The sequence below is a fragment of the Methylobacterium sp. NEAU K genome, from assembly GCF_030700285.1.
Taxonomy (GTDB): Bacteria; Pseudomonadota; Alphaproteobacteria; order Rhizobiales; family Beijerinckiaceae; genus Methylobacterium.
In genome coordinates, this window is sequence record NZ_JAUYZJ010000017.1 from 61,896 (window position 1) to 84,488 (window position 22,593).

The following is a 22,593-nucleotide window of genomic DNA, read 5'->3' on the forward strand; positions in this document are numbered from 1 at the left end:
GAGATGGCTTCCCAGCCCGGAGGCCGCCCATGTCGCTCCCTTCGCAACCGCTGCCGCCTGTGCCCAAGGATACCGCCCGGATCGCGCGGGCCGCATTCCGGCGCAGCAACCCGTACATGCTCCTGCGCGACCGGCTCGTCGCCCTATTCGCCGATGCCGACTTCGCCGATCTCTACCCAAAGCTTGGCAAGCCAGCCTACGCGCCCTGGCGCCTCGCGCTCGTCACGCTGATGCAGTTCCGCGAGGGGCTGAGCGACCGGCGAGCGGCCGAGGCGGTGCGTGGTCGGATCGACTAGAAGTATCTGCTCGCCCTCGATCTGGCGGATGCGGGCTTCGACTTCTCCGTCCTGTGCGAGTTCCGGAGCCGCCTGCTCCAATGCGAGGCGGGCGAGCGCCTGCTCACCCGGTTGCTGGACGCGGCCCGCGACGGTGGGCTGCTGAAGGCCCGCGGTCGGCAGCGCACGGACAGCACGCACGTCCTGGCCGCCATACACCTAAGGTCCGGGTCGCGTTCCGCTCTCGCCGCATGCGCCCACGAGGGGAGGCCGGGGCAGACGCGACCCGTACCCGGACAGGTGGAGCGAAGCGGAACCTGATCCGGGATCCGGCACGGAGCCCGCCGCGAAGCAGCCCTTGACCGAGAGGATCACGGCTGGCGCCCTCCGCGGTTTATCGTGCTATGGCCGTATCGGCTTGCCCATGGGGGCACGCGGGGCGGCATCGCGGCGGCCGGCTCGTGCGGGAAAGAGTGCGGAACGGGAACGGTGCGTGATCTTCTGACCGCGCTGGCGGGCGCCGTCATCCTGGTTCTCGTCGCGGCGCTCACCGTCCCGCCCTTCGTCGACTGGCCGGCCCAGCGGGCGCTCGTCGACCGGGCGCTCGCCCGCTCCCTGGGCGTGCCGGCCAGGACCGACGGGCGGATCGAGGTCCGCCTTCTGCCCTCGCCGCGGCTGCGCATCGATCGGCTGCACCTCGGGACCGACCCGGGCCGGCCGGCCCTGGACGCCCGCTTCGTCAAGGCCGAGATCGCGCTGGCGCCGCTCCTGAAGGGCGAGTTCCGCTTCACCGAGACGCGGATCGGCCGGGCGGAGATTAAGCTCCCGGTCGCCGCGAGCGACGCCCTGCGGGTGCCGCCCGATCTCGGCGAGGCGCTGCGCGCCCGCGACCTCGCCATCGAGGACCTGCACGTCCAACAATTCCTCGTGACGACGCAGGTGCCGGCCACGGGCCGGACCGATCAGCTCTACGTCCAGGACCTGCACCTGCAGGCCCCCGCCCTGATCGGACCATGGAGGATCGAGGGATCGAGCGGCGGCATTCCGTTCCGGGCGGTCAGCGGAACGCCGGGGCCGGATGGGCGGCTCGCGGTGAAGATCTCGGGCGGCGGTGACGCGCATCCCCGTTTCGAGGCGGATGCCCGGTTCGGGCTCGTCCCCACCGAGGCCGACGGGGCCGCGTTGCTCGAGGCCGAGGGCTGGGCCCGCCTCGTGGTTGGGCCGCCGACCCAGGCGGCGGGCGCCTACATGCCGTTCTCGCTCGGCGGGACGTTCAAGGCCCGCGGCACGCAGGTGCGGTTCGAGGGCGTCGACCTCGCGATCGATCCGGGCGGACGCGCGCTCCGGCTCGCCGGGACCGGCCGTCTCGACCTGCGCCAGTGGCGCGCCGGCCTGAACCTGGAGGCCCGGCGCCTCGATCTCGACGCCTTCCTGGCCTCGTCCGAGGGCCAGAACCTGATCGCCCGCGGCCTGCCGGGCCTCGGAAGCGGCCTGCCGACCATGCTCGACCTCGACCTCGCGGTGGGCAGCGCGGCGCTCGGCGGCGAGGAATGGTCGAATCTCGCGCTCGCCGGCACCGTCGAGCGCGCCGGCGGCGTGCTGCTGCGCCGCCTCTCCGCCGTCGGCCCCGGCGAGGCGACCGTGACCGTGAGCGGGCAGGTCGAGGCGTCGCCGTTCCGCCTGACCGGTCCTGTGGCGCTGGTCGTGGCCGATTCGGACCCGCTCGGGCGCTATCTGCGCCGGCTCGACGTGGAAGGCCCCCTGGTCGCGCTCCTCGACGGGCGCCGGGTCGAGGCCGCCGCCGACCTCTCCGCGGCGGCCTCGGGCCTGTCTCTGCGCAACCTGCGCCTCGGGCTGGGGTCGGCGCGGATCACCGGCAACGCCCGCTACACGGCCGCGGAGGCGGGCGCGCGCGGGCGCTTCGAGGCGCAGATCCGAGCGAGCGGCATCGACATCGCCGCCCTGCCGCCCGTCGGGACGGCGCTCGGCAGCCTGCGCGACCATGACCTCGCCCTGACCCTGGAGGCGCGCGACGTGCGCTTCGGACAGGCCGGCTCCGGGAATGGCACGATCGCAGCGAGCATCCAGTCGGACGGATCGAGCCTCGTGGTCGACAGCCTCGACGTCGCGGATCTCGCGGGCGCGAGCGCCAAGCTCACCGGCCGGATCGGCGCAGATGGGACCGGCCGCGTCTTCGGGCGGCTGAGGGCGCCCGTGGCGGCACCGCTGCTCGGCCTACTGGAGCGGGTCTGGCTCGGCGAGATCCGCCTGCTGCCCGCCTTCCTGCGCGAGGCGCCCCTCGATCTCGCCGTCACCCTGGACCGCGAGGCCGGCGCCTCCGATGTCCTGCGCACGCAGGCCCGGGGCAGCGCCGGCGGCGGCACCCTCGACATGACGCTCGCGAGCCGCGGAACGCGGACCGAGGGCGGGACCGCGACCCTGACCGCCCCCCGGGCGGGCGTGTGGTTCGGTCGCACCGACATCGCCGGCCTGCGGCAGGCCGCCGAACTTCACCTGAGCGCCGAGCGGCCCGCTCCGAACGTGCTCGCCCTGACCCTCAACGGGACGGTCGCCGGCCTGAGGCTCGCGACCGGCCGACCCATCCTGATCGGCCCCGACGCCTTGCCGACCGCCGGCGAGCTCCGTGCCGACACGGCCGATCTCGCCCCGTTCCTGACCCTCGCCGGGGCCGCCAGGCTGGCGCCGGGCGCGTGGCCGGCCGACCTGACCTTCACGCTCTCGAAGGACGGGGGCGACATCGGCACCACGATCACCGGCCGGGTCGCGGGCGCGGGCTTGAGCGGGAACCTGGCGCGGGCGCCGGGCGGGCCCATGCGCGGCCATGTCAGCCTCGACCGCCTGTCGGTGCCGCAACTGGCCGCCGCGCTGCTGCTGCCGCCGGATCCGGCCGGCGGGGACCGCTTCGGGCCGCCCCCGCCACCCCGTCCGCTGGTCGCGCTCAATGCCCGGGTCGCGGCCCTGGATCTCGGTCGCGGCCTCACCGCCACGGATGCCAGTGCGGCCCTGGGTTTCGCCGACGCGACGCTGACCCTGCGGGACCTCACGGCGAAGCTCGCCGGCGGCCGGATCGCGGGCTCGGCCACGATCACGCGCCAGGGACCCGCCGCCGCGATCGCGGGCGAGGGCACCCTCGACGACCTGTCGATCGCCGCGCTGGCCGGCGGAAGCCCGATCGGCGGCCGCCTGACGGCCGCCCTGCGCTTCAGCACCACTGCCGATACCGTGTCGGGCCTCGCCGAGAGCCTCTCCGGCAGCGGCACCCTCGGCTTCAAGGATCTGAGCGTCCCGGAGGCCGCTCCGTCGGCCCTCGGCCGCGCCCTGTCGCGTGCGGCGGAGATCGACGATCCTCTCCGGGAGGGCCGGCTCCAGGCCCTGGTCTCGGAGGAGCTTTCAAAGGGCGGCGCGCAGGCGCGGGCGCCCGCGACCAGCGCCGCCACGATCGTCGGCGGGCTCCTGAGGGCCGGCCCCCTCGATATCGATTTCGGCCCGGCCCGCTGGTCGGGCACCCTCGGCTACGACCTGCGCGGCAATCGCCTCGACGTGCGCGGGCTGCTGTCCGGAGGTCCGGTCCCCCGGGGCTGGAGCGCCGGTCCCCCCGCGGTCCAGCTCGGCTTCAACGGGCCGCCTGGCGCGCCAGAGCGGGTGCTCGACGTCGGCGCCCTGTCGACCGGGCTCGCCGCCTTCGTGCTGCAGCGCGAGCTGGAGACCATCGAGCTGACCGAGGCCGATCAGGTCGAGCGGCAGCGCCGCCGGGCCCGGATCGAGATGGACCGGGCCCGCGCCGCTGCCCTCAAGGCCGCCGCCGAGAAGGCTGCGGCGGACGAGGCCGCCCGGCAGGCCCGGACGCGGGCGCAGGGTGAGGGGACACCGGCGGGCGAGCCTGCGCCGGCCGAAGCGCGGCCGTAAACGAACCGGCTGCCACTTCGGCGGCGAGCAGTCTACGCCTTCCCCACCGCCATCAGCGCGAAGGCGTAGATCAGCGCCACCTCCTCCAGCCGGTCGAAGCGGCCGGCGGCGCCGCCGTGGCCGGCCTCCATGTTGATGCGCAGGAGGATGGGGCCGCCGCCGGTCATCGTGGTGCGCAGCCGGGCAACCCATTTCGCCGGCTCCCAGTAGGTGACCCGCGGGTCGGTGAGGCCGCCCAGCGCCAGGATCGCCGGGTAATCCTGGGCGGCGACGTTGTCGTAGGGCGAGTATGCCAGGATAGTCTCGAACGCCGTCTCACTCTCGGCCGGATTGCCCCATTCGGGCCATTCGGGCGGGGTCAGGGGCAGCTCCGCGTCGAGCATGGTGTTGAGCACGTCGACGAAGGGCACGTCGGCGACGATGCCGGCGAACAGCTCCGGCGCCAGGTTGGCGACCGCCCCCATCAGCATGCCGCCCGCCGAGCCGCCATGGGCGACGATGCGCTTCTCGGCCGTGTAGCCGGCCGCGATCAGCGCCCGCGCGCAGGCGATGAAGTCCGTGAAGGTGTTGGGCTTCTTCTCGCGCTTGCCGTCGAGATACCAGCGCCAGCCCTTCTCGGTCCCGCCGCGGACATGCGCGATGGCATAGACGAAGCCGCGGTCGACCAGGCTCAGGAGGTTGGTCCGGAACCCGGCCGGCATCAGCGTCCCATAGGAGCCGTAGCCGTAGAGCAGGAGCGGCGCGCCGCCGTCGAGTTCCAGGTCCCGGCGGTGCAGGAGCGAGATGGGCACCTGCTCGCCGTCGGACGCGGTGGCGAACAGCCGGCGGGTCACGTAGGCGGCCGGGTCGTGCCCGCTCGGCACGGCCTGCCGCTTGCGCAGGACGCGCTCTCTGCTGCGGCAATCGTAATCCCAGGTCTCCGACGGCGTCGTCATGGAGGAGTAGACGAAGCGGATCGTGGCCGTGTCGAATTCGTGGCCCGGCTGCAGGCCGAGGGCGTAGGCCTCCTCGGCGAAGGCGACCGTGTGTTCGCGGCCGTCGCCGAGGTCGCGCACGATGATCCGGGGCCGCGCGTTCTCGATCTCGAGCCGGATCAGGTGGCCGGCCAGCAGGTGGAGATGGCGGATCATCACGCCCGGGCGGTGGGGCACGAGGTCCGTCCAGTTGGCGCGGCCCGGGTCGTCGAGGGGCGCCGTGATGATCTTGAAGTCCTCGGCCCCGTCGGCGTTGGTGCGGATGAACAGGCGGTCGCCGCGATGCTCGACGGCGTAGATCAGCAGCGGCTCCCGCGGCTGCACGAGGCGCAGGCGGGTAGAGTCGGCGTGCCGGTCGAGGAGCCGGACCTCCGAGGTCTCATGGTCGCTCGCCGTCACATCGAGGAACGCGCCGGACTGCGTCTGCCCGATATGGACGAAGTAGCCGGCATCCGGCTCCGTGTAGAGGGTCTCGTCGGACGTTTGCGCCGTGCCGAGGCGGTGGCGCATCACCTTGGCCGGCCGGTGGTTGGCATCGAGGGCGACGTACCAGAAGCTGTCGCCGTCCCCGGCCCAGACCGCCTCACCGGAGGTCGCCTCGACCCGGTCGTCGAGGTCGAGGCCGGTGGCGAGGTCGCGCACCCGGATCGTGTAGAGTTCGGAGCCCTTGGTGTCGGCGCTCCAGGCGAGCCGGGCGTGGTCGTCGGAATGTACCGCGGCGGCGATCTCGAAGAACGGCAGCCCCTCGCCCTCGCGGTCGCCGTCGATCAGGATCGTCTCGTCCGGGTCGGGGCCGGTCTCGGGCACCTTGGGCGAGGCGGCCGGCCGCCGGCAGACCAGCGGATGCTGGCCGCCCTCGCGGTGGCGCGTGTAGTAGGCGTAGGGCCCGTCCGGGTCCGGCACGCCGCTCTCGTCCTCCTGAATCCGCCCGCGCATCTCGGAAACCAGATCGCGCCGCAGCGCCGCCGTGCCGGCCAGCGCGGCCTCCGCGAAGGCGTTCTCGGCCTTGAGATAAGCGGCGATGTCCTCGGGCAGCGCGGAGGGGTCCTTGAGGACCTCCTGCCAGTTCGCCGCCTTCAACCACGCGTAGTCGTCGGTAATCTCCCGCCCGTGGACGCCGAAGCGCCGAGGCCGGGTCTCCGCGACCGGCGCTCCGGTCTGGTGAGCATGAAAGCCGCGCCCGATCTCCGTCATCGTATCTCCCGCCGGGTCCCGTCACGTCTGGGTCTGGCCATGTGTCGCGCCGGGGGCCGCGAGGCAAGCCGTCACGATCCGGGACCCCGCCGAGCCGCCGGCCCGGCGGCGTGTCGCTCACTTTAAGTAAGCATCGATCGAGGGGCGAGACTACTTGTAGATTTAAGCGTTAAATCAGTTTTGTCGCCAAATGCGAGGATCGTCCATATTTTCGTAACATTATCATGTCTTGAGACACGAAACCAAAAATCGTATAGGGCTATACGGGACGGATGGGATCAAGACGTGGTCTGGGGCCTTTTAGGCTGCTTCTGCGTCCTGTCCGCCTCGGAATGCGAGCCTGAATAGGCTCGAAATCTGTGTGTCAGCGGATACAGCTGTCCACGCTACATCTGGGGGCTTCGCATTGAACGAGAACCGCATCAAGCTCGATCTTGTCGCCGTCACGGCCGAGGTCGTGGCAGCCTATGTGAGCAACAATTCCATCCTGGCGGACGATCTCAGCCCGCTCCTCGGCAGCGTCTATACAGCGCTGAGGCAGGTCACCGAGACCCGCGCGGTGGAGACGCCGCAGCCGGTCATCCCGGTCGCGGAGTCGGTCACACCAGACCACATCGTCTGCCTTGAGGATGGCAAGACCTTCAAGTCGCTCAAGCGGCATCTTCGGGCCCGGTACAATATGAGCCCTGAGGAATACCGCGCGAAGTGGGACTTGCCGGCCGATTATCCGATGGTGGCGCCGAACTATGCCAAGACCCGCTCCGATCTCGCCAAGGCGACCGGACTCGGACGGTTGGACCCCTACAAGGCCGCCGCCTGAGGGCGGCCGGTAGGCCGGGGGAAGCGATCGGCACGGTCCCGGGATACCCGGGCGCGGTCGGGCGTTGGTGAGTCTCCGCACGTTGTATGCGATGCGGCCGAACTCGCCCGACCGACGCCGAGGTGCCGTGCATGATCGCTTCTCCCGATCCGCAGGACGGTGATCCCGCGGAGAATCTCGAGCGGATGAACGTGGCCCTCTCCGAATGGGCCGCGCGTTCTGCCTCCGACAGCGAGACGCTGATCGATCGCTTCGAAGAGATGGGCTACGCGGTCCGCGGCAAGCCTGAAGATGAGGTCGCCGAGATCCTTCGCCGGCCACCGGACCGAGCACGCCCGCGCTGACCGGACGCCATGTTAGGCAAAAAAACCTTGACTTTGTGAAAATTCCTGCGATGGTTGCGCGGTCGGTCGGTTTGAGCGGCAGCCTAGGAACAAAACATGAACATAAGAGCGCGGGTCGCCCGGGCCGGGGATGTCGGGGCGCGGAAATCCGCCGGGGTCGCCACCGGCCCGGGCGTCCTGCCGGCAGAGGCCGCGCGCCTGCTGACGAGCCTCGACGAGGCGGGGGCCTACGCGATGCCCGACCCGCTCACCGAGGATGGCCTCCTCGTCCGCCGGGGCGGCGACGGGATCTCGGTCGGGAGCGGGCGCTTCGCGCAGGCGGCGGCCCGGGTGCTGGCGGCGTCCGACCTGGCGGCCTGGGATCCCGGCGGCACCCGGCTGACGATCAGCGCCGCCGGACGGGCGCGCCTGCGCCGCCAGCAGGCGCCCGCCGGGATGGCCTACTTGGCGCAGCACCACGACCTGACCGTGGTCCAGGGCGGCGGCTCGGAGCCGGCCCTGCGGAACGCGTCCGAGAACCCGCTCGCCTGGATGGTCCGGCGCCGGGGTGGCGACGGCACGCCACTGATCGACGCGGCCTCCTTCGAGGCCGGCGAGCGGCTGCGCCGGGACATGACCACGGCGGCGATGCTGCCGCGCATGGGGACGGATTTCGGGGCGCCCCGGATCGACGACGGCGGTGCGCGCGATCCGGCCGCCGCCGCCGACCACGTGATCGCGGCCCGGCAGCGGGTGCGCGGAGCCCTCGATGCTGTCGGGAGCGACCTGTCGGGGCTGCTGATCGACCTGTGCGGTTTCCTCAAGGGGCTGGAGCGGATCGAGGCGGAGCGCCGCTGGCCGGCCCGCTCGGCCAAGGTCGTGGCGCGCATCGCCCTCGGGCGGCTCGCCGAGCATTACGGGCTGGAACGGGAGGCGACCGGGCCGGAGCGCGGGCGGATGCGGCTCTGGCGGGCGTGAGCACCGGCCGCATCCCGAGGCGCCGGGCGACCGAGGATGGTCTAGGGGTCGAAATTTGACCCTTGGTACCCGTTCCCGAGGTCCGGTGCGTATGGTTTCGCGACTGTCCAGTTTTCGATCGATGCGGCGCTTACCGGACGTTGTAGCCACGGCCGGGTCTGGCCGAGACCTGGCCGCCTCGTTTCAAGGGACCGGACGACCAGGCCGACATCGCGGCCGGCACACCCTTCAACGTCCGCCTTGCCTCGTTAGAGCCCGCCTGCAGGCCTCCGACCCGGGGGGCAACATCAACAGTGGCGACATGCCCTTGACAGAGGTGCCGCTTAGTAGGAAGCTACCGTTCATGTCGCACCCCACCCTGGCATTGAAGCGCGCTTACCTGTCTCTTCGCAGAGCGTTGGAGCATACGGTAAAGCCGTTTCATTTTACGGGTGGCCAGTTCGACGTACTGCAGCTCTTGATGCACAACGATGGACTTGAACATCGGGACTTGCAGCGGCGTCTATCCATAGCCTCTCCGACCCTGACCAACATTCTCGATGTTCTGGAACGAGAGGGTCATATCGAGCGCCGCTCCGACACGCCTGATGCCCGCATCAAAACAATTCATATGTCCAGCCAGGCAAGGCAGCTCTGTGCATCAGACAAATTCTGTGCCGCGGGTGAGGCCTTGGTCAGACAGATGTTTGACGGATTCACGGACGACGAACGCGGGGCATTTCTAAACGCATTGGTCCGCATCGAAACAAACCTCGACAGGGTCATCGCGCCTTAAAGCAAGCCGCACGCTGAAGCCCCGCAACGAATTCGGTAGCTTCCTACGGTTATGCGGCAATCCCTTCAAAAACATAGCTTCCTACCGGAGTTTAGCCATGCTTGTTTTCACTTTCATCACCGAGGCGCTCACGGCGTTCGCGCTCTTTGCGACGGCCGCGTGTTTCCTGATCCGGCCTCATGCCGCTCTCACGGCACTGAGGCACTTCCCGTCCGCAATGTCCGCCCGAGTTCTGTTTGCAATTTTGGCTTTGATACCAGGTTTTGCGCTGGGTCTATCAATATTTATTCCGTTCCTCGCTTTCTTTGCCGCCGTATTTTCCGGTTCAACTGCAGTAACTCTCGGCCTCTATGCCGTCATCCGGGGCTCCCGGAACGTCTGGCCACTGGTCACCGGAATTGCGCTGGCGTCACTGCTGATTGCGGGCCTGCAACCCTTAGGATTGAAAATCATGCTGCTGCCTAAAGCAGACGACCTTCCATACGAACCCGTCCAAGCCCACGTTGTGAAAACCTACGATGAAGGCGTCTGGTTCGAAAGTGTGCGCGTTGGTTCGGACGGCACGCTCTACCTTGCTGCGAATATCGGTCTAGATTTTTCCAGGACCGACTATTTCCATAAGGCACACGGCCAGGTCATCGCCCGCCGGCCAGACGGGTCGGAGCGGATCTTGTTCACGACCCCAACCGGCTCCGCGGCCGGGGCGTTTGCTGTGGCGCCGGATGGCACGCTCTATATGCCGAGTAACGGCGTGACACCCGGTATCTGGCGCATTGACCAGGATGGCCGCGGTGAAATGTTTGTCCACCTGCCGCAAGGCGCATGGCCAAACGGTCTTGATTTCGGGCCGGATGGCAATCTGTATTCACCCGACAGCGCACTCGGCCTTGTTTGGCGGATCAATCCAATCACCGGCCACGCGGAGCCCGCTCTGAAGCACCCGTCATTGTCAGCGCGGCCCTTCATTGCCTTGGCACCGGGAGGCAACGGTCTGCATTTCTCAGGCCGCACTATGATCGTCACCGTATCGGACAGTGCGAGAATATTGCGGTTCGAAATGAATAAGGCCGGCGTTTTCAGCGGTCCCGTGGAACTTGCGCGGGGTATCCCAGGCGATGATTTTGCTATCGGGCAGGACGGATCCCTGTTTGTCACCACGCACCCTTATAATACGCTGGTGCGAGTGGCGCCGGATGGCCGCAGGTCGATCGTCGCCGATGCCCGTCAACAGATCATCGGCGCGACTGACGCTGTTTTCGGCATCACCGACGCGGACCGCAGCACGCTTTACGTGGTGACCGATGGCGGTGCTTTCACCGGCGGCCCAAAGACGCGCGGGCAACTGGTTGCCCTGTCACCCTACGCCACGCGTTGAGGAATCAAAGCGCTCGACACCGAGTTGTCGGGCGCTGTTTCGCGCGCACCCGCAACGGGGACGCCCGCCGCATGTCCGCGGGCTGAGTTCACGGGAGGACTGGGCGATGGCTGTGATGGGCACGCAGCCGTCGACGCCGCCTCACGAACGTCCGTTGTAGCGTCACCTGACGGGCGGTGTGACGGCCGGGTTGGGCCGTGAGCGGCCCTTGTGAGTGGATACCAAGCGTCAGATTTCGACCGCTACCCCTGCGCGCCCGCAAACCGAACGGCGTCGCGATGGATGCGGTCGGCCATCGCCCGCACGCCGTTGGAGCGCTGCGGCGTCAGGTGCTCGCCCAGGCCGAGCTTGGTGTAGAGCGCGAAGGCATCGGTCGCGGCCGCGTCGCGGGGCGTCTTGCCGTCGAACAGCGCGATCATCAGCGCCACGAGGCCGCGCACGATATGGGCGTCGCTGTCGCCGCGCATGCGCAGCCGGGGCTCGGGGCCGGAGCGGTCGACGTCGAGGTCGAGCCAGACCTGGCTGGCGCAGCCCTGGACCTTGTTGGACTCGGCGTGCAGCGCCGCGTCCGCGGGCGGCAGGGCGCGGCCGAGTTCGATCAGGTAGCGGTAGCGCTCTTCCCAATCGTCGATGAACGCGAAGTCTTCGACGATGGTATCGATTGGGGGAAGCATGGTCTGCCGGATATGGGGTTGGCCGGCGCCGCTATAAGCCTCCGGCGCCGTCATGGCGAATCGGTCGCGGGGGCGCGCTCACGGCGCCGGGGCGGGGTGCGTCGGGGGCAGCGTCAGCATCAGGGGGGTCGCCGGGCTGGCATCGCCGGTCACCGCGATCTCGGCCTGCGCCGCGTAGGCGGCGATCAGTCGCGGCCCCAGCTTGGGCACGTTCGGCCGCCCGGTGGCGGCCATCTCGCTCACGCCGGAGACGATCGACACGCGCAGGGGCATGCCTTCCTGGGCCTCGATCTCGAGGGCGATCGAGCAGGCGACGTGCTCGGCGGTGGCGTCCAGGCACTCCGCGACGATCTCGGCGACGATCATGCCGAGCGCGTTGGCGATGCGCGGCTCCACGAGCCCGGTCCCGGAGCCGCCGACCTGGACTCCGATGCGTCCGGCCCGCCGGAGCTGCCCGAGCCCCGAGGCGAGGCGATGGAGGTAGTCGCGCAGGTCGATCGACGCGATGTGGGGCGCCTCGTGGAGGTGCTGCTGCACCAGCGCGATCGCCCGGACCCGCTGCCCAAGTGCCTCGAAGCTGCCGCGGCAGGCATCGGGCGCGGCCCGGCCGTAGAGGCCGATCAGGCTGACCATCACCTGCAGGTTGTTGCGCACTCGGTGATAGACCTCGGCGAGCAGCGCCTCCTTCTCGGCCAGCGCGTGCTCGATATGCTCCTCCGCGTGCTTGCGGTCGGTGATGTCGAAGCAGGAGCCGAGATAGCCCTGGAAGCGGCCGTCCTCAACGAGGGGACGGGCCGTGTCGAGCAGCCAGCGATAGACCCCGTCATGCCGCCGCAGCCGGAACTCCACGGTGAACGGCTCCCGCGCCTCGAAGGCCTCGGCCACGATCTGGGCATGCCGCTCGAAATCCTCGGGATGCAGGCCGCTCCGCCAGCCGAGGCCGAGTTCCGCCTCGAACGGCCGGCCGGTGAATTCCAGCCAGCATTCGTTGTGGTGGATGGCGTGCCCATGCTGGTCCGAGCGCCACAACATCAGTGGCACCACGTCGGCGAAGCGCTTGAAGCTGTCGCTCAGGGCGACCGCATCGGCCGCCCCCGGCGCCGCCTCGGATTCCCCTGCGGGATTCGCGGGCGGCGGCTCAGCCGTTCCGCTATCTGGTGGCTGACCGACCATTCTGTACCTGAATCGCCCTGACGAAGTCTGTGAGCCGACGTGCTCGCGTGCGGATGGCGCCGGTCAACGTGCCGGTAAGGTCACCGTTCCGGTCCTAAGTTGCCGCTGCCGCTGCCGTCCACATGAAGCGCTGGAGTATCATCCGATTCCGGGATCCCGGGCACGATGCAGGCCGTGCCGAAGCTCTCGGCCCGGCGCGGGGATCCTTTAAGGGCTGAATGGCCCGCTTGGAAGCTTCCCATGTGCGGCTTTACCGGGGTGCCGCAGCCTGTCCCGGACGCGTTCGTCGAAACGACCCGCGAGGCTCAGAAGGTCTGGCGGATCGTGCCCGAGCTGCACGGCCGCGCGATGCGCCGGCGCGCTCACCGTGGCGCGGGCTGAGGAGAATCGCGTCGTCTTCCGCAGGCAAAAGGGAGGGATCGAGCGCGGGGCGGCCGCGAAGGTCCTGCCCCTCGTCAGCCTGCATCAGGAGATCGCCCGTTTCGGCTTCGCGCCGTCCCTGCGCCATCGGGCCTGAGGCGGCGCAGGCGGCGGGCGCTCCGGATCACGCCCGACGGCGCTGGACCGGCAGGTCGTCGTTCACCGAAGCGCGCGGCCCTTCGGCCTGCCAGCCCAGGGGGCGCGTGCGTCCGTCAGAGGAGTCCCTTCTCCGCAGGCGGGCGAGGAGCAGCCCCATGAACGCCGCCGCGCTCCCCGCGCCGAGGGGCATGAGAAGGATCGAACCCAGGCCGAACCAGGGCCACGCGGCCACGAAGGTGAGAATGCCACCCGCCAGGGTAGCCAAAACTAGAACGAACACCTCACCCCCTGCAACCAGCTTATGTCTTTTCTGATTCGACCATCGGTTCAGTTTTGCGCTGCCGTCGCCGCCCGAGCAATCCCCGATTTTTGCGGAGCAGGTTACGAAAGCTCAGGATTCCATGCGCAATATGCAGGTCTGCGCACGAATGCCGTGTCTGAACCCCGATCCGGGTGACCCAATAGATGTACCGCCCGGGAGGACGAGGCGTTCATCCCGCCGCAGCGGGCATCACGGATCGACGGATAACCCCGGGCTCGGCCCGTAACGAACGATCGACAACGTGGAGGAGATTTAAGACTAACCGGAGATAGCATTTTGCCGCCGCGCTTCGGTTTTTTTCTGATGGCAGTCAGCACAACCTAGAGTTCGCTCCCTGAGAGCCGTCCTGATCGTGACCGCCCTGCTGACGACGACCGCGGGCGCCGGCGCCCGGGGCGGCGGCCATGGCCTCGGCGGCATCGGGTCGAGCGGCTTCAGCCACGCGGTGTCCGGCTACACCACGTCACGCGCCACATTCGTCGCGCCGCACCGCGCGACCAATCCGGCCTTTAATCCGAAATTAGGAATTTTTGGATTGACACCGTCGCGCTCCTCGGGTACAAGGAAGGCACGGTCGAGACGTATGCGGAGCGGCGGCGATGCGGTCACTCGGTGCCCTCCCGGCCGAGCGGCGCGCGGCCGTCGAGCGGCTCCTGGTCGAGACCGACCTGTCCATCGAGGCGATCAGCGCGCGCACCGGCGTCAACCCGAGGACGGTCTACACCTGGAACGCCCGGTCCGGCTGGCTGAGGCCGCCCCGCTGGCGGCGTGATCTGGCGGCGCGCTGGACGGAGACGCGCCGCGCCGCTGTCGCCCGGCTCCTGAGCGAGCCTCGGAACGATCCCGGCGACGTCGCCGAGGCGTCGGGCGTCGGGCGGGCCGTGGCCGTCCAGCTCGTCGCGGCCTGCGGCGCGACGCCGCCGGGTCCCTCACCGGATGCCGCCGAGGCGGCCGCCGACCCCGCGCTGCTCGACCCCGCCTCGGCGGCCGACGCGCCGACCCTGCGGGCGCATCTGCGCGCCCACATCGCCCGGCAGATCGCCGCCTTCGACGCGGCTCTGAACGGGGAGGGGGCGGCGGTGCTCGATTCCGCCCGGGTCCTGCGCGACCTCGGCGGCCTGAAGCGACTGCTCGACGAGGTCGCCCCGGCGAGCGGGGGGAACGCGGGGGAGGGGGGCGATGGCGGCACCGCACGCGACCTGCCGGCCCTGCGGGCGGAGATCGCGCGACGCTATGCTGGCTTTGTCGGCGGCCGGGATGCTGCCTGACTTCCTCGCCACCCTGCCGGCGCCGCTGCTCGCCGCCCTCGCGGGCGACTGGCTGCACCAGGCCCGGCCCGACCAGCTGCCGCCGGCCGATCCCGCCCCCGGGGCGGTCGGGGATGCGATCTGGACCACCTGGGCGGTGATCGGCGGCCGCGGTAGCGGCAAGACCCGCACCGGAGCGGAATGGGTCGACGCGCTCGCCCGGGGCGACCCGGCCTTCACGCCCGAGCCGGTCGGGCGCATCGCCCTGGTGGGCGAAACGCATCTCGACGTGCGCGACGTGATGATCGAGGGGCCCTCGGGCATCCTCAGCCTGCCGCGGCGGGGCCGGCCCCGCCCGCTCTGGTCCCCGAGCCGCCGCCGGCTCGCCTGGGACAACGGCGCGGTCGCTTTCGCGTTCTCGGCGGAGGAGCCCGACGCACTGCGCGGCCCGCAATTCGGCGCCGCCTGGTGCGACGAGGCCGCCAAGTGGCGCCGGCCCGAGGCCACCTTCGACATGCTGCAATTCGGGCTGCGGCTGGGCGCGCGCCCGCGCAACCTCGTCACCACGACGCCGCGCCCGGTGCCGCTGATCCGGCGGCTGCTGGCCGACCCGCGCACGGTGGTCAGCCGCGCCCGCACGCGCGACAACGCCGCGCACCTCGCCCCGGATTTCCTGGAGCGCGTGGTCGGGCGCTACGCCGGCACCCGGCTCGGCCGCCAGGAACTGGACGGCGAACTCATCGCCGATCGGGAGGAGGCCCTGTGGGCGCGCGCCGCCCTCGAGGCCGCCCGCATCGCCGCCGCGCCGGAGCTGGGCCGGATCGTCGTGGCGGTGGATCCCCCCGCCGCCTCGGGGGCGCGCTCGGACGCCTGCGGCATCGTCGCGGCCGGCCGTGCCGGCGCCCACGCCTACGTGCTGGCCGATGCGAGCCTCGCCCGCGCCAGCCCGCAGGCCTGGGCCGGGACCGCGCTGGCGCTCTATCGCCGGCTCGAGGCCGATGCCCTGGTGGTCGAGGTCAACCAGGACGGGGAGATGGCGTCCGCCGTCCTGGCGCAGTGCGACCCCGCCGTGCCGGTGACGCCGGTCCACGCGACGCGCGGCAAGTTCCTGCGGGCGGAGCCGGTCTCGCTGCTCTACGCCCGGGGCCTGGTCCACCATGTCGGGGCTTTCCCGGCGCTGGAGGACGAGATGTGCGATTTCGGGCGGGACGGCCTGTCGAGCGGGACTTCGCCCGACCGGCTCGACGCCCTGGTCTGGGCCGTCACCCACCTGCTGCTCGACGGGAGCCGCGAGCCACGGATCCGTCGGCTCTGAGGCCGACGGACAGACCCAGCCGGGCCGGTCAGGATCCCCTGCGGCCTCCGCCGTCGGCCGCCCCAAAACAATGCGGCGCGCCCCTGCGGGAAGCGCGCCGGAAGTCGGTTCGCGGTCTCAGGAGCGAACTGGATGTTGTATACACGATGCCGCGCTCCCGTGCTGTAGCGCCGTGGACACGGTGGAGGCATCGGGTGGGGTGCATCCGCAGCGCCGATCGGGACCAAGCAGCCCGGGCGCCGAATGCCGCCACGCCGGCCGCCGCGGGCAGGATCGGCGCAGGTCGGGCCGGAAGCGGCCCGGCGAGCGGCCTCGACGGCATCGGGCTCCCGGGGCTCAGGGGCTTCCTGGGATGCCGCCGCACGGCTCGGATTTCGGAATCGTAGCGCGAGAACGAACCGGCATGTCGACCCTCCTCGAACGGCTGGCGCGGGTCGCACGCCGCGCCACCGGCGGCCCCGCGGCACCGGGGCTCGCCACCAAGGCCGCCCCGGCCTTCGCCCTCTACGCGGAGGGCCGGGCCAGCTGGACGCCCCGCGACCCCGCAGCGCTGGCGCGGGCCGGCTACCAGGGCAACCCGGTGGTCCACCGGGCGGTCCGGCTGATCGCCGAGAGCGCCGCGAGCCTGCCGCTCGCCGCCACCGGACCGGGCGCCGCAGGGGCGGCCGACCTGCTGGCGCTGCTCGCCCGGCCGAATCCGCGCGAGAGCGGCGCGCGCCTCCTGGAGACCGTCTACGCCGACTTGCTGCTCACCGGGACCGCCTACCTGGAGGCGGTGAGCCTGGACGGGCGGGTCGCCGCGCTGCAGGCTCTGCGGCCTGGCCGGATGCGGATGCTGCCGGGCCCGGACGGCTGGCCGGCGGCCTACATCTACACCGCGGGGGGGCGCAGCCGCCGGTTTGACCTGCCCGCGCCGGGCGCGCCCGAGGTGGCGCCGATCCTGGCGCTCGCCCTGTTCCACCCGGAGGACGATTACGGCGGCCTCGCCCCGATCGAGGCGGCCGCGACCGCGCTCGACATCCACAACGCCGCGAGCGCCTGGAACAAGGCGCTGCTCGACAACGCCGCCCGGCCCTCCGGGGCGCTGGTCTTCGCCGGCGCGACGCTCACAGAGCCGCAGTTCGACCGCCTGAAGGCCGAGCTGGAGGCGAACTATCAGGGCGCGGCCAATGCCGGTCGGCCGCTGCTGCTGGAGGGCGGCCTCGACTGGAAGCCGCTGGCCCTGTCGCCGAAGGACATGGACTTCGTCGAGGCCAAGAACGCCGCTGCCCGGGAGATCGCCCTGGCCTTCGGGGTACCGCCCCTGCTGCTGGGGCTGCCGGGCGACAACACCCACGCCAACTACGCCGAGGCCAACCGGGCGCTCTACCGCCAGACCCTGATCCCGCTCGCCGCCCGCACCGCCCAGGCGCTGGCCGGCTGGCTGGAGCCCGCTTACGGGGCGGTGGACCTGGAACCGGACCTCGACCGGATCGAGGCGCTGTCGGCCGAGCGGGAATCCCTGTGGCGCCGGGTCGAGGCCGCCGGGTTCCTGTCGCCCGCGGAGAAGCGCGAGGCGGTCGGTTACCCGCCGGAGATGCCGGTCCCAGAGTCCGGGGCCTGAGCCCCCGGCGGGCGCGGGCAGACCCCGCAGCCGCCTTGTCGTGCGCACGCCGCTGTCGCGGCGGTTCAGTTTCTCGGAGCCTTGCGATGGATGGCCATTTCACCGGCTATGCCAGCGTCTTCGGCGTGCCCGATCTCGGGCGCGACGTGGTGGTGCCCGGCGCCTTCGCGGCGAGTCTGGCCCGGCGCGGGGCGGCGGGCGTGCGCCTGCTGTTCCAGCACGACCCGGCCGAGCCGATCGGCCGCTGGCTGTCCCTGCGTGAGGATACCCGCGGCCTGTTTGCGGAAGGGCAGCTCAACCTCGCGGTGCAGCGCGCCCGGGAGATCGACGCGCTGATGCGCGGCGGCGCCCTCGACGGGCTGTCGATCGGCTTCCGCACGCTGCTGGCCCGCAGGGGCCTGGGCGGCGAGCGCCGGCTCCAGCAGGTCGACCTGTGGGAGATCTCGCTCGTGACCTTCCCGCTGCAGCCGGGGGCCCGGGCGAGCCCGAGCGCGCGGCCGAGCTCCGGCGCCGCCGAGATCCGCGGCCTCGCCCGCCGGATCGCCCCGTTCCGCCCGCGCGAACCCGCCGTCCGACCGAGGCCGGGCGTCCGGCTCCGATCCGCCACCCGCAGCCACGAGGTCATCCGATGATGTCGAACTCCGCCCAGCATCCGAGCGCCGCCCCGGAAACCAGGGGCGCGCTCCCCGGCCTGGAGAACAAGGCCGCCCGGCCCGGGGGCGACCCGGTCCAGCCGGCGCTCGACGAGCTGGCCGCCGCCTTCGAGGCCTTCAAGGAGACGAACGACGCCCGGCTCGGCCAGATCGAGGGGCGCCTCGGCGCCGACGTGCTCACCGAGGAGAAGCTCGCCCGGATCGACGCGGCGCTCGACGCCGCCCGCACCCGGCTGGACCGGATCGGCCTCGACCGGGCCCGGCCGCCACTCGACCAGCCGGGGCTGCGGCAGGACGCGGTCGCGAGCGAGCACAAGGCCGCCTTCGACCTCTACGTCCGGGCGGGCGAGAGCGCCGGCCTCAAGCGCCTGGAGGCCAAGGCCCTGTCGGCCGGCTCCGGGCCCGATGGCGGCTACCTCGTGCCCGATACGATCGAGCGGACCGTGCTCGGCCGCCTCGCGCAGGTCTCGCCGATCCGGTCCATCGCCAGCGTGCAGCAGATCTCCGCCGCCCAGTACAAGCGCGCCGTCGCGGTGGGGGCCGCCGCCACCGGCTGGGTCGCCGAGACCGCGCCGCGCCCCCAGACCGACGGTCCGGCGCTCTCCGAGATCGCGTTCCCCGCCATGGAACTCTACGCCATGCCGGCCGCGACCCAGACGCTGCTGGACGACGCCGTGGTGGACCTCGACGCGTGGCTGTCGGCCGAGGTCGAGATGGCCTTCGCCGAGCAGGAGGGCGTCGCCTTCGTCACCGGGAACGGCGCGAGCCGCCCGCGCGGCTTCCTGAACTACGACACCGTGGCCAACGCCGCCTGGGTGCCGGGCAAGCTCGGCTTCGTCTCCACCGGGGCGGCCGGCGCCTTCCCGTCCACGAACCCGGCCGACGTGCTGTTCGACCTGGTCTACGGCCTGAGGGCCGGCTACCGCCAGAATGCCGGCTTCGTGATGAGCCGGCGCACGCAGAGCGCCATCCGCAAGTTCAAGGACGCGGAGGGCAACTACCTGTGGCAGCCGCCGCTGGCCGCCGGCCGGGCCGCGACGCTGATCGGCTTCCCGGTCACGGAGGCCGAGGCGATGCCCGATATCGCGGCGGGCAGCCTGTCGGTGGCCTTCGGCGACTTCCGCCGCGGCTACCTGGTGGTCGATCGCACCGGGATGCGGGTGCTGCGCGATCCGTACTCGGCCAAGCCCTACGTGCTGTTCTACACCACCAAGCGCGTCGGCGGCGGGGTGCAGGATTTCGACGCGCTCAAGCTGCTGAAGTTCGGCTGAGGGCCCGCGCGCGCAGCACGCGCGCGTTTCCCTCCCCCCACGAAGGGGGAGGGAAACGCGTGTCACGTCCGGGCCGGCTTCGGTCGAGCCCGGCCAGGACGGGACGCAGCGCTATCGGCTCACCGCCCCGCGTTGCCGTCGCGCAGGGCACCGGTGGGCTCCTGCACGTGGGCTTCGAGGAACCAGAGCTGCTTGTCGACGGCCCGCGAGATCTCGGTGAACAGGTCGGCGGTGCCGGGATCGCCCGCCTCGTCGGTCTCGTCGATGTTCTCGCGCACGGCGTTGGCGTAGGCGGCGTAGCTGTCGATCAGCGCGGCGACGTGGTCGGCGATGGCGTAGATGCCCGTCGGGTAGGCCGGAAGCTTCGTGCGCTCGGCGACCACCTGGGTGGAGCCGAGGGCGGTGGCGCCCAGCTGCACCGCGCGCTCGGCGACCTTGTCGTTGAGGTCGTCGAGCTCGGTGCGGAAGCCGTCGAGCATCTCGTGGATGCCGATGAATTGCGGACCCTTGAGGTTCCAATGCGCCTGCTTGACCGCCAGGGCGAGATCGATGCCGTCCGCCAGCCGGGCGTTCAGGGCCTCGACCGAGACGCGCTTGGCGTTCGAGTCGGTGTCGTTGCGGGTCTTGTGCGGGCGGGGGGTATCGCCCTTGCCTGTGTCAGCCATGTATCGTGCTCCGTGAACCTGCGTTCGGATGGATGCGAAAGTGCCGATGCGCCCCCGGGTTCCCGGCCGTCGCGAGAACTCCACGGGACGGTGCCGGCCGATCCGCGGCCCCGGAGCGGCGGCCGCCCGCACTCAGCGGCGCCGGGCCGGGTTCGCCATCCAGTCGGAGCGGTTGCCCCGGGCCGGGGCGTCGCCGACCTGGATCCGCGCGAATTCCGCCGAGCGGCTGGCGATCCAGCCGGTATGCTCGGCCACCGGCGTCACCGCGGTGAAGCCCCCGCAGGCGGTCCGGCGGGCGCCCTGCTGCAGGGCGCCGCTCGACCAGCTGACCACGCCGACGATCCTGTAGCCGCCGGGGCCGCCGGCGAGGATCGGGCCGCCGGAATCACCCAGGCACGCGCCAGCGCCCGACGTCTCGGCCATGCGCCGCCGGTCGGTCACCACGGTCACGCGGTTGGCGACCTGCAGCGAGCCGATCGAGACGAGATGGGCGAGCCGCAGGGTGCGGGCCGTGTTGCGCCGGTTCTCCGCCACGACGCCGTACCCCGCGATCTCCACGGCCGCGCCCGTATCGATGGAGGCGGCGCCGCGCGGGTCGAGGGGCACGTAGTCGGCGCCCAGGGGATATTCGAGCTTGAGCAGGGCGAGGTCGACGCCCGGCTGGTCCTCCGGCGTCGTGCCGGGCACGAAGTCCGGGTGCATCGTCGCGGCGATCACCTGGGTCCGATGCTGGCGGAAGCCCCGATCGACACTGATGACCGTGTAGCCCGCCGGGCGCATCACGCAGTGGGCGGCGGTGAGCACGAGATCCTGGGCGATCAACGTGCCGGAGCAGATCTCGCCCTCCGTGCTCTCGATGCGCACCACGAAGCTGCGGGCGCCTTCCGGATTGCGGGTCGTGGTGCCGTTGATCACCGCGCCGGCGGGGGCCGGCAGCAGGGCCGCCAGGGCGCCGAGCAGGGCCGAGCCGAGAAGCCCCGTCCTCAGGCCCGCACCGAAGACACGCTCGCGAAGGCCGGCCTGGCGGAACGGGCGAGGGGACATCGGGAACTCCGGGGGCGCGCCGTGGGCGCGGTGTGGGACGCCGTCGGCGAGGGTGCGGCGCCCTGTGAGCCTAGAGCAAGCCAATGGCCCGGCCAAGCTGAGGTTCCCCGCGGAGGCTCTAACCGTCCCAGCGCGCGCTGCGGCTCCAGCCGCCCAGCACCCAGTCGATCCAGCCGCGCTGGGGGCCGACCAGGACGCCCTGGGTGAGACCGCCGCAGGCGCCGCCGATCCAGGCGGCGAGCGCCAGCACGCCGCCCTCCGGTCCCACGATCGGGCCCCCGGAATCACCCTGGCAGCCGCCGGCCGGTGACGCGGCGTCGCGCCGCAACCAGACCAGGATGCGGCTCGGCCCGTAGGGCTCGATCACCGGCAGGGCGACGCTGCGGTAGGTGCCGGTGGAGCGCGGGTCGCCGGGCTTGCCGGCGCCGTAGCCCGACAGGGTGAGGCTCTCGCCGGCCCGCGGCATCGCCGCGCTCAGGGTGACCGGGGCGAAGCGCGGCGGCAGCGGCGTCGCGGTGCGCAGCAGCGCGAGGTCGATCGACCGCCGCCGGCCCGCCGCCGCGCCGGCATCGTAGCCCGGGTGCACGGCGCGCGCCGCGACCGCGACCAGGACCGGCTCGCCGGCGGCGTCGCGGAAATGGACCCGGTGCTCCAAGCCGGCGGCGGCGCAATGGCCCGCGGTCAGGACCGTGTCGGGGGCGAGCACCACGCCGGTGCAGACGCCGCCGTTCGACGACAGGACCATCACGGCCCCGCCGGCGGGCGCCTCCGCGCCGCCCACGATAGCGCGGGCCGGGAACGCGGCGAGCGACAGGGCCGCCGCCAGGGCGGGCAGGGCCGCAGGGCGACGCTTCGGGACCAGCATCGGACAACCTGTGAGAGGGACGCGCGATGATTCCGATACGCGCCGACGGACCGGCCGTCGAGCCGGTGAGCGTGGCCGACCTGCGCGGCTATCTGCGCCTCGATTCCGACCACGACGGCACCGAGGACGGGCTCCTCCAGGCTCTGATCACCGCCGTCCGGGCCAGCCTGGAGATCGAGGCCCGCCGGGTCCTGGTCCCGGGCCGCTACCGGATCGCGCTCGCCGCCTGGCCGCCGGACGGGCATCTGCCGCTGCCGCTCAGCCCCCTCGTGGCCGTCGTCCGTGCCGGGTTCGCGGAGGCGGCGGGCGGCGTGACCGAACTCGCCGCCGGCTTGCTCCGCCTCGGGCCCGACCCGGTCGAGGCGCCGGGCCTGCGCGTCGATCCGGCGGTGCCGGATCCCGCCGGCCGCACGATCCTGATCGAGGTCGCAGCCGGGTTCGGGGGCGACGGCCCGCCGCTTCCGGCGCCCCTGCGCCTCGCGATCCTGCGGCTGGCCGCCGCCCGCTACGAGCATCGGGGCGACGAGGCGGATGCCGCCGGCACCGACGCCGCCGACCTCGCCGCGCCGTTCCGCCGGATGCGGCTGTGAGCCGGCGGCCC

General features: G+C 71.7%; 20 protein-coding genes and 1 pseudogene. 14 read left to right on the forward strand and 7 right to left on the reverse strand.

From position 1 onward, the window contains the following. Positions 1-29: 29 nt before the first annotated feature. Positions 30-497: pseudogene (locus tag Q8W67_RS15195) on the forward strand (transposase); the annotation flags it as partial. A 267-nt stretch (positions 498-764) separates the two neighbouring features. Further along, a complete protein-coding gene (locus tag Q8W67_RS15200; RefSeq protein ID WP_305546912.1) occupies positions 765-4,202 on the forward strand; it encodes an AsmA-like C-terminal region-containing protein in 3,438 nt (1,145 codons plus the stop codon). Between the two features lie 32 nt (positions 4,203-4,234). Here Q8W67_RS15200 and Q8W67_RS15205 read toward each other — a convergent pair whose 3' ends face one another. Then, the gene (locus Q8W67_RS15205) at positions 4,235-6,370 is read right to left on the reverse strand and encodes a S9 family peptidase (protein ID WP_305546914.1); all 2,136 of its coding nucleotides are present in this window, start codon (positions 6,368-6,370) and stop codon (positions 4,235-4,237) included. Between the two features lie 406 nt (positions 6,371-6,776). On the opposite strand from Q8W67_RS15205, the gene Q8W67_RS15210 reads away from it, so the two are divergent. The 5 genes from Q8W67_RS15210 to Q8W67_RS15230 all read left to right on the forward strand — a co-directional run bounded on the left by Q8W67_RS15210 (position 6,777) and on the right by Q8W67_RS15230 (position 10,641). After that, positions 6,777-7,190 carry a MucR family transcriptional regulator gene (locus tag Q8W67_RS15210; RefSeq protein ID WP_305546916.1) on the forward strand — a complete coding sequence of 138 codons (414 nt, stop codon included), beginning with the start codon at positions 6,777-6,779 and terminating at the stop codon, positions 7,188-7,190. 185 nt (positions 7,191-7,375) lie between these two features. Next, positions 7,376-7,534 (forward strand): hypothetical protein, encoded by a 159-nt coding sequence (locus Q8W67_RS15215; RefSeq protein WP_370693886.1) that lies wholly within the window; start codon positions 7,376-7,378, stop codon positions 7,532-7,534. Positions 7,535-7,630: 96 nt separating this feature from the next. Next, positions 7,631-8,491: a DUF6456 domain-containing protein gene (locus tag Q8W67_RS15220; protein ID WP_305546920.1), complete on the forward strand. Its 861-nt coding sequence runs from the start codon at positions 7,631-7,633 to the stop codon at positions 8,489-8,491. A 343-nt stretch (positions 8,492-8,834) separates the two neighbouring features. Further along, positions 8,835-9,266 carry a MarR family winged helix-turn-helix transcriptional regulator gene (locus Q8W67_RS15225; protein ID WP_305546924.1) on the forward strand — a complete coding sequence of 144 codons (432 nt, stop codon included), beginning with the start codon at positions 8,835-8,837 and terminating at the stop codon, positions 9,264-9,266. Positions 9,267-9,363: 97 nt separating this feature from the next. Next, a complete protein-coding gene (locus Q8W67_RS15230) occupies positions 9,364-10,641 on the forward strand; it encodes an SMP-30/gluconolactonase/LRE family protein (RefSeq protein ID WP_305546927.1) in 1,278 nt (425 codons plus the stop codon). Between the two features lie 242 nt (positions 10,642-10,883). Here Q8W67_RS15230 and Q8W67_RS15235 read toward each other — a convergent pair whose 3' ends face one another. Both Q8W67_RS15235 and Q8W67_RS15240 read right to left on the reverse strand, forming a co-directional pair. Beyond that, positions 10,884-11,315 carry a SufE family protein gene (locus tag Q8W67_RS15235; protein WP_305546930.1) on the reverse strand — a complete coding sequence of 144 codons (432 nt, stop codon included), beginning with the start codon at positions 11,313-11,315 and terminating at the stop codon, positions 10,884-10,886. A 78-nt stretch (positions 11,316-11,393) separates the two neighbouring features. Beyond that, positions 11,394-12,488: a sensor histidine kinase gene (locus tag Q8W67_RS15240; RefSeq protein ID WP_305546932.1), complete on the reverse strand. Its 1,095-nt coding sequence runs from the start codon at positions 12,486-12,488 to the stop codon at positions 11,394-11,396. Between the two features lie 240 nt (positions 12,489-12,728). Between Q8W67_RS15240 and Q8W67_RS15245 the strand changes: the two genes are divergently transcribed. Continuing rightward, positions 12,729-12,869, forward strand: a complete 141-nt coding sequence (locus Q8W67_RS15245) for a hypothetical protein (protein ID WP_305546935.1) — start codon at positions 12,729-12,731, stop codon at positions 12,867-12,869. 163 nt (positions 12,870-13,032) lie between these two features. Here Q8W67_RS15245 and Q8W67_RS15250 read toward each other — a convergent pair whose 3' ends face one another. Beyond that, the gene (locus Q8W67_RS15250) at positions 13,033-13,287 is read right to left on the reverse strand and encodes a hypothetical protein (RefSeq protein WP_305546937.1); all 255 of its coding nucleotides are present in this window, start codon (positions 13,285-13,287) and stop codon (positions 13,033-13,035) included. A 641-nt stretch (positions 13,288-13,928) separates the two neighbouring features. Between Q8W67_RS15250 and Q8W67_RS15255 the strand changes: the two genes are divergently transcribed. From Q8W67_RS15255 to Q8W67_RS15275, 5 genes are all read left to right on the forward strand, one after another. Beyond that, on the forward strand, positions 13,929-14,597 hold the full coding sequence (locus Q8W67_RS15255; protein WP_305546939.1) for a hypothetical protein: 669 nt from the start codon (positions 13,929-13,931) through the stop codon (positions 14,595-14,597). After that, entirely contained in the window at positions 14,587-15,891 is a 1,305-nt protein-coding gene (locus Q8W67_RS15260; RefSeq protein ID WP_305547014.1) for a DNA-packaging protein, read from the forward strand. Before Q8W67_RS15255 ends, Q8W67_RS15260 begins: the two co-directional genes overlap by 11 nt. A gap of 403 nt (positions 15,892-16,294) precedes the next feature. Next, positions 16,295-17,494 carry a phage portal protein gene (locus Q8W67_RS15265; protein ID WP_305546941.1) on the forward strand — a complete coding sequence of 400 codons (1,200 nt, stop codon included), beginning with the start codon at positions 16,295-16,297 and terminating at the stop codon, positions 17,492-17,494. Positions 17,495-17,580: 86 nt separating this feature from the next. Beyond that, positions 17,581-18,126, forward strand: coding sequence for an HK97 family phage prohead protease (locus Q8W67_RS15270; RefSeq protein WP_305546943.1), 546 nt, complete (start codon positions 17,581-17,583; stop codon positions 18,124-18,126). Then, the gene (locus tag Q8W67_RS15275) at positions 18,126-19,418 is read left to right on the forward strand and encodes a phage major capsid protein (RefSeq protein ID WP_370693889.1); all 1,293 of its coding nucleotides are present in this window, start codon (positions 18,126-18,128) and stop codon (positions 19,416-19,418) included. Before Q8W67_RS15270 ends, Q8W67_RS15275 begins: the two co-directional genes overlap by 1 nt. Before the next feature lie 119 nt (positions 19,419-19,537). On the opposite strand, the gene dps is transcribed toward Q8W67_RS15275, so the two are convergent. The 3 genes from dps to Q8W67_RS15290 all read right to left on the reverse strand — a co-directional run bounded on the left by dps (position 19,538) and on the right by Q8W67_RS15290 (position 21,992). Continuing rightward, a complete protein-coding gene (gene dps / locus Q8W67_RS15280) occupies positions 19,538-20,083 on the reverse strand; it encodes a DNA starvation/stationary phase protection protein Dps (RefSeq protein ID WP_305546949.1) in 546 nt (181 codons plus the stop codon). A gap of 132 nt (positions 20,084-20,215) precedes the next feature. Next, positions 20,216-21,127: a trypsin-like serine protease gene (locus tag Q8W67_RS15285; RefSeq protein WP_305546958.1), complete on the reverse strand. Its 912-nt coding sequence runs from the start codon at positions 21,125-21,127 to the stop codon at positions 20,216-20,218. Positions 21,128-21,245: 118 nt separating this feature from the next. Then, positions 21,246-21,992, reverse strand: a complete 747-nt coding sequence (locus Q8W67_RS15290; protein WP_305546960.1) for a trypsin-like serine protease — start codon at positions 21,990-21,992, stop codon at positions 21,246-21,248. Between the two features lie 26 nt (positions 21,993-22,018). Between Q8W67_RS15290 and Q8W67_RS15295 the strand changes: the two genes are divergently transcribed. After that, the gene (locus Q8W67_RS15295; protein WP_305546962.1) at positions 22,019-22,582 is read left to right on the forward strand and encodes a hypothetical protein; all 564 of its coding nucleotides are present in this window, start codon (positions 22,019-22,021) and stop codon (positions 22,580-22,582) included. The last annotated feature ends 11 nt before the right edge of the window (positions 22,583-22,593 follow it).